A 7,124-nucleotide genomic window follows, 5' to 3' on the forward strand; every position below is an offset into this window, starting at 1 on the left:
GAGGAATCACTATGTTTCAAAAAATATTAATTGCGAATCGCGGGGAAATCGCTGTTCGTATTATGAAAACTTGTCAAAAACTTGGCATTCGCACTGTTGCTATTTATTCTGAAGCAGATGAAAATGCCCTTCATGTGAAAATGGCAAATGAAGCTTACTTAGTAGGTGGACCGCGTGTTCAAGAAAGCTATTTAAACCTTGAAAAAATTATTGAAATAGCTAAGAAGACAAATGCAGAAGCCATTCATCCGGGTTATGGTTTATTATCAGAGAATCCGTCTTTTCCGGTTCGCTGCAAAGAAGAAGGAATCGTATTTATCGGTCCTTCAGAAGAAATCATTACGAAGATGGGAAGTAAAATTGAATCACGTATCGCAATGCAAGCAGCAGATGTCCCAGTAGTCCCAGGTATTACTACAAATATTGAAACTGCTGAAGAAGCAATTGAAATTGCAAAACAAATTGGTTATCCATTAATGCTTAAGGCATCCGCAGGCGGCGGAGGCATTGGTATGCAGTTGATGGAAACTGAGCAAACGCTCACCAAAGCGTTTGAAAGTAATAAAACAAGAGCGCAAAACTTCTTCGGTAACGGGGAAATGTATTTAGAGCGATATATAGCAGATGCGCATCATATTGAAATTCAGCTTTTAGCAGATACACATGGTAACACAGTGTATTTATGGGAGCGTGAATGTTCGGTACAGCGCCGAAATCAAAAAGTAATCGAAGAAGCACCTTCACCATTTTTAGATGAAGGTACACGAAAGGCGATGGGAGAAGTTGCTGTACAAGCTGCCAAAGCACTTGGCTATACAAATGCAGGTACAGTTGAGTTTCTTGTAGATAATCAGAAAAATTTCTATTTCTTAGAAATGAATACGAGATTACAAGTAGAGCATCCAGTGACAGAAGAAATTACGGGATTAGACCTTGTAGAACAGCAACTCCTTATCGCAAGTGGAGAGAAACTATCATTTACTCAGGATGATGTAAAACGTAGTGGTCATGCCATTGAAGCTCGTATTTATGCAGAGGATCCGAAAACATTCTTCCCGTCACCTGGGAAAATTACAGATTTAACATTACCGTCAAATGTACGAATTGATCACTTCTTAGAAAATCATGTAACGATTACACCTTTCTATGATCCAATGATTGCGAAAGTCATTGCACATGGCGAGACTCGTGAAGAAGCAATTTCAAAATTACATGATGCTCTAGAAGAATTAAAAGTAGAAGGTATTAAAACGAACACGCCAATGCTAATGCAAGTTTTGGAAGACGAAGTGTTCAAAGCGGGTATTTATACAACGGGTTTTGTAACGAAACAACTCGTTAAAAAATAAGATCTAACAATATTAAGGGGGAAAAAATGATGACGAAAGTATACGCATCGATGGCAGGAAACGTTTGGAAGATTGTTGTAGGAGTAGGAGATACAGTAGAGGAAGAGCAGGATGTCGTCATTTTAGAATCTATGAAAATGGAAATTCCAATCATTTCAGAAGAAGCCGGCACAGTTATGAAAATTAATGTGCAAGAAGGCGATTTTGTAAATGAAGGAGATGTATTATTAGAAATTGAATAGGGAGATATAGGGGGAAGCGAATTGAAACTACCTAATTTTGCTGTCATTAAAGAAGTAGGACCACGTGATGGTTTACAAAATGAAAAAAAGATTGTTGGCACAAAAGATAAAGTAAAATGGATTCAACTACTTACAGAAGCAGGATTGTCGTATGTTGAAGTTTCCTCATTCGTTCACCCAAAATGGGTCCCAGCATTAGCGGATGCAAATGATGTGTTTTCTGAGCTGAAAAGGGATCCAAATGTTACATATGCTGCGCTTGTTCCGAACCAAAATGGTTTGGAACGAGCTTTTTTGCAAAATGTAGATGAGGTGAATGTTTTTTTATCAGCAAGTGAATCTCATAATAAAAGTAATATTAATAAATCGATTAAAGAAGCGTTAGTTGTAATCGAAGATATAACAAAACAGGCATTATTCGAAGGGAAAAAGGTAAGAGGCTATGTTTCTACTGTATTTGGATGTCCTTATGAAGGCGATATAAGTGTCACAGCAGTTGACGAATTATGTAATCAACTATTTTCATACGGCATTTATGAAGTTTCTCTTGGGGATACAATCGGTGTAGCGAATCCATTACAAGTAGAACAAGTATTAGAACATCTATTAAAGAAGTATGATGCTTCGCAGTTTGCCATGCATTTTCATAATACGTATGGAATGGCTCTAGCAAATGTAGTTAAATCATTAGAATACGGTATTACAACATTTGATAGTTCTTGTGGTGGACTCGGGGGCTGTCCTTATGCACCAGGAGCATCAGGTAATGTTGCTACTGATGACCTAGTACATATGCTCCATAAATTAGGAGTTCAAACGAATATAGACGAAGAAAAGTTATTGCGAGCTAGTCAATTTATTCAAAGTAAGCTAAATATCCAATTACCGAGTCATGTGTATAGAGCGCTTCAACATAAAACGATAAGTAGGTGAGAAGATGCTACAATTACAAAACATTTCAGTTGATTATGTAACACCTCACGTTGTAAAGATTTCGTTATATCGTGAAAGACAAGCAAACTCATTATCTTTAGCGTTATTAGAAGAGTTACAAAACATATTAACTCAAATAAGTGAAGAGTCCAATACGCGTGTAGTTATTCTAACAGGTGCTGGTGAAAAAGCATTTTGTGCTGGTGCTGATTTAAAAGAACGTGCTGGTATGAATGAGGAACAAGTTCGCCATGCTGTTAGTATGATTCGCACGACTATGGAGATGGTTGAACAATTACCACAGCCAGTTATTGCTGCTATAAATGGAATCGCACTTGGTGGTGGTACGGAATTAAGTTTAGCTTGTGATTTTAGAATTGCTGCTGAATCTGCAAGTCTTGGTCTTACTGAAACGACACTTGCAATTATACCAGGAGCGGGTGGTACACAGCGCTTACCGAGATTAATTGGTGTTGGTAGAGCGAAAGAATTAATTTATACAGGTAGACGTATTTCAGCGCAAGAAGCAAAAGAATATGGTTTAGTAGAATTTGTTGTACCAGCTAATTTACTTGAAGAGAAAGCGATTGAAATAGCAGAGAAAATTGCTAGTAATGGACCTATTGCTGTTCGATTAGCAAAAGAGGCAATTTCAAATGGTATTCAAGTTGATTTACATACCGGATTACAAATGGAAAAACAAGCGTATGAAGGTGTAATCCATACGAAAGATAGATTAGAAGGATTACAAGCATTCAAGGAAAAACGCACACCAACGTATAAGGGGGAGTAAATATGTTAGATCAAAAACAACAATCTAATTCATTTGAAGAACGAGTTGAAACGATTAAACAAGGCGGCGCACCAAAGTATCATGAACAAAATAAAGCAAAAGGAAAATTATTTGTTCGAGATCGTTTAGCGCTTCTATTTGATAATGGCGAATATGTAGAAGATGCATTATTTGCTAACTGTGAACAAACAGGCTTACCTGCGGACGGCGTTGTAACGGCAACGGGTAAAATACATGGTCGTACTGCATGTGTAATGGCCAATGATTCTACTGTAAAAGCTGGATCATGGGGATCACGCACAGTTGAAAAGATTTTACGTATTCAAGAAACAGCTGAAAAACTACGTGTTCCGTTATTTTATTTAGTCGACTCTGCTGGAGCGCGCATTACAGATCAAGTAGAAATGTTCCCAGGGCGCCGTGGTGCAGGAAGAATCTTCTATAATCAAGTGAAATTATCAGGTAAAGTTCCTCAAGTATGCTTATTATTTGGACCTTCTGCAGCTGGTGGTGCCTATATTCCAGCCTTTTGCGACGTTGTAATGATGGTAGAAGGAAATGCATCTATGTATTTAGGATCTCCTCGTATGGCTGAGATGGTTATCGGTGAGAAGGTAACTTTAGAAGAGATGGGCGGAGCTCGTATGCATTGCTCTGTATCAGGATGCGGAGATGTTTTATGCAAGACAGAAGAAGATGCGATTACACAAGCAAGACAATACATTTCATATTTTCCAAATAACTACTTAGAAAAGACTCCATTGGTTACACCTCAAGAACCGAAACAATTCGATAAAACGTTAGAACAAATCATTCCAGAAAATCAAAATGCTCCTTTCAATATGAAAGATCTCATTAATAGAGTTATTGATGAAGGTTCATTCTATGAAGTAAAAAAATTATTTGCTCAAGAGCTAATTACAGGCTTAGCACGTATTGATGGTAAGCCTGTTGGTATTATTGCAAATCAGCCGCGTATGAAGGGCGGCGTATTATTCCATGATTCAGCTGATAAAGCTGCTAAGTTTATTAATTTATGTGATGCATATCATATTCCATTATTATTCCTTGCGGATGTACCAGGATTTATGATTGGAACAAAAGTAGAGCGTGCTGGTATTATTCGCCATGGTGCAAAAATGATTTCTGCAATGAGTGAAGCAACTGTACCGAAGATTTCTATCGTTGTTCGTAAAGCATATGGTGCTGGTTTATATGCGATGGCAGGTCCAGCATTTGAACCAGATTGTTGCCTGGCATTACCGACAGCCTCTATTGCGGTAATGGGTCCAGAAGCTGCGGTTAATGCTGTATATGCAAATAAAATTGCAGCTTTACCAGAAGAAGAGCGTGCTAGCTTCATTGCTGAAAAACGTGAAGAGTATAAGAAAGATATTGATATTTATCATTTAGCATCAGAGATGGTGATTGATGGTATTGTTCATCCAAACAATTTACGTGAAGAATTAAAAGGACGTTTCGAAATGTATATGAGTAAATATCAAGTATTCACGGATCGTAAACATCCTGTATATCCAGTTTAAAAGCCCTATTTAGGGCTTTCTTGCTCAAAAAGTTAAGGAGGGGAAAACATTGAAACAAGCAGTTTGGTTTCCAACAGAAGAGTACAAGGAAAAAACACGTTTATATGGTTGGATGAAATCATTGGGATATGAAGATTATGAAACTTTTTATAATAAATCTATCGAGGAAACAGCTTGGTTTTGGGGAGAGGCAGAAAAGGCAATAGGCTATCAATGGATGAAACCTTATACAGACGTGTTAGATTTAGAAAATGGTACACCGTTTGCACAGTGGTATAATGGCGGAACATGTAACGTTGTAGAATCAGCTTTATCCCGCTGGCTTGCGGATGAAGAGACGAGAATACAGCCAGCACTTCAGTACGAAGGGGAAAATGGAACTTCAAAATCATTTACATATGAAGAGCTTGACAACTGGGTAAGTCGTGTTGCAAATGGTTTGAAACACGCGGGTATTGAGAAAGGTGACCGTGTAACAATTTATATGCCGATGATTCCAGAAACAGTTGTTGCGATGCTAGCTGTAATGAAAATCGGAGCAATTATTTCACCAATATTCTCAGGCTTTGCGTCTGATGCAGTCATGACACGTGTGCAAGCGGCAGGTTCAAAAATGATTATTACCGCAGATGGATTTTCACGCCGAGGTAAAATTGTTTCTTTAAAAGATGAAGTAGATAAAGCTTGTGAACATTGCCCAACTGTTGAAAAAGTTGTTATCGTTCGTCATGCAGGAAATGATTTTACACCACATAACTATGATTTTTCGTGGAGTACGCTAGAAAAAGAAAAACCATTCATACATGCCGAGGAAATGCAAAGTGATGATCCATTAATGCTCATTTATACATCAGGAACGACTGGTAAGCCGAAAGGAACAGTACACACGCATGCAGGATTTCCTTTGAAAGCAGCTTTTGATGCAGGATTTGGAATGAATATTAAACAAGGTGATCGTGTATTATGGGTAACTGATATGGGCTGGATGATGGGGCCGTTTCTATTATTCGGTTCACTCATTAATGGAGCAACGATGGTTATGTACGAAGGTGTTCCAGACTTCCCAGAAGCAGACCGGTTATGGGAGACAGTTGATAAATATGAGATTACTCATCTAGGTATTTCGCCAACGTTAATCCGAGCATTGATGGCAAAAGGTGATGAGTATGTCAATAAACATTCTTTAAAGAGTTTGGAAGTATTCGCATCAACAGGAGAACCTTGGAATCCTGATCCATGGATGTGGCTGTTTGAAACAGTTGGAAAAGGAAATGTCCCAATCTGTAACTACTCAGGTGGAACTGAAATCTCTGGTGGGATTTTCGGTAATGTTCTTATTAAGCCAATAGCACCGATTAGTTTTAACGCATCTTTACCAGGAATGGCAGCTGTCGTACTGGATGATCAAGGTAAACCAATTCGAGATGAAGTCGGAGAATTATGCTTAGAGAAACCTTGGGTAGGTATGACGAAAAGCTTCTGGGAAGATGATGAACGTTACGTAAACACATATTGGTCGCGTTTTGAAAATAAATGGGTCCACGGTGACTGGGTCATTTACGATGGTGAACAATATATCATCACAGGGCGTTCAGACGATACGTTAAATATTGCAGGTAAACGTATTGGACCTGCTGAATATGAATCTATTCTTGTGAAACATAACGATGTAATCGAAGCTGCTGCAATTGGTGTACCTGACGAAGTAAAAGGTGAAGTTTGTCATTGTTTTGTAGTGTTAAGAGATCATGTAACATTCACAGGAGAATTAAAGAAAGAATTAATGAGTTTAGTAAACTCTCATATTGGAAAAGCGTTGTGTCCTAAAGACATCCACGTTGTAGAAGATTTACCGAAAACACGTAATTCTAAAGTAATGCGCCGTGTTATTAAAGCAGCTTACTTAGGAAAACAATTAGGTGATTTATCATCGCTTGTAAATCCTGAAGTTGTTCCGTTTATTCAGGGGTTACAGTCTAGTAAATTATAAAGTTAGAAAGGATCTCTATATAAATAGAGATCCTTTTTTTATGTTTATAAAAAGAAAAGAAGTGAATTTGATGAAGAAGAAAAATTTTACTATTAGTGTTAAGTATGTTTTTTAGTTTTAATCAAAATACGATATTATGGAATGTCTATTCAATGTAGAAATACTAATTTACAACAACAAGGTGATGACAAAGCGTGACTGCTTATATGTCTGTTTAAACCTTTACGTGTTAATATATAAAAAGCTGACTATAAGTGAACTGCACCCCAATTG

Annotated in this window: 6 protein-coding genes; all 6 read left to right on the forward strand. The window is 37.7% G+C overall.

Annotated elements, in window-relative coordinates:
* Window positions 1-11 precede the first annotated feature (11 nt).
* Genes DN401_RS28180 through DN401_RS28205 form a run of 6 tightly spaced genes read left to right on the forward strand, consistent with a single transcriptional unit; the run spans window position 12 to window position 6,851 of the window.
* The gene (locus DN401_RS28180) at window positions 12-1,349 is read left to right on the forward strand and encodes an acetyl-CoA carboxylase biotin carboxylase subunit (RefSeq protein ID WP_000486750.1); all 1,338 of its coding nucleotides are present in this window, start codon (window positions 12-14) and stop codon (window positions 1,347-1,349) included.
* 26 nt (window positions 1,350-1,375) lie between these two features.
* Window positions 1,376-1,591, forward strand: a complete 216-nt coding sequence (locus tag DN401_RS28185) for an acetyl-CoA carboxylase biotin carboxyl carrier protein subunit (RefSeq protein WP_001987345.1) — start codon at window positions 1,376-1,378, stop codon at window positions 1,589-1,591.
* A gap of 21 nt (window positions 1,592-1,612) precedes the next feature.
* Entirely contained in the window at window positions 1,613-2,524 is a 912-nt protein-coding gene (gene mvaB / locus DN401_RS28190; protein WP_000775436.1) for a hydroxymethylglutaryl-CoA lyase, read from the forward strand.
* A gap of 4 nt (window positions 2,525-2,528) precedes the next feature.
* Entirely contained in the window at window positions 2,529-3,317 is a 789-nt protein-coding gene (locus DN401_RS28195; RefSeq protein WP_000939818.1) for an enoyl-CoA hydratase, read from the forward strand.
* A 2-nt stretch (window positions 3,318-3,319) separates the two neighbouring features.
* On the forward strand, window positions 3,320-4,861 hold the full coding sequence (locus DN401_RS28200; protein WP_000886744.1) for an acyl-CoA carboxylase subunit beta: 1,542 nt from the start codon (window positions 3,320-3,322) through the stop codon (window positions 4,859-4,861).
* A gap of 49 nt (window positions 4,862-4,910) precedes the next feature.
* On the forward strand, window positions 4,911-6,851 hold the full coding sequence (locus DN401_RS28205; RefSeq protein WP_000806469.1) for an AMP-binding protein: 1,941 nt from the start codon (window positions 4,911-4,913) through the stop codon (window positions 6,849-6,851).
* Window positions 6,852-7,124 lie beyond the last annotated feature (273 nt).

Origin of the sequence: Bacillus sp. BF2-3, assembly GCF_008368795.1 — a bacterium.
Lineage (GTDB): Bacteria > Bacillota > Bacilli > Bacillales > Bacillaceae_G > Bacillus_A > Bacillus_A cereus.

Bases quoted from the DNA above. Each gene is read 5' to 3' on its own strand.
- DN401_RS28180 (WP_000486750.1), top strand. From the start codon at position 12: ATGTTTCAAAAAATATTAATTGCGAATCGCGGGGAAATCGCTGTTCGT.
- DN401_RS28185 (WP_001987345.1), top strand. From the start codon at position 1,376: ATGATGACGAAAGTATACGCATCGATGGCAGGAAACGTTTGGAAGATT.
- DN401_RS28195 (WP_000939818.1), top strand. From the start codon at position 2,529: ATGCTACAATTACAAAACATTTCAGTTGATTATGTAACACCTCACGTT.
- DN401_RS28200 (WP_000886744.1), top strand. From the start codon at position 3,320: ATGTTAGATCAAAAACAACAATCTAATTCATTTGAAGAACGAGTTGAA.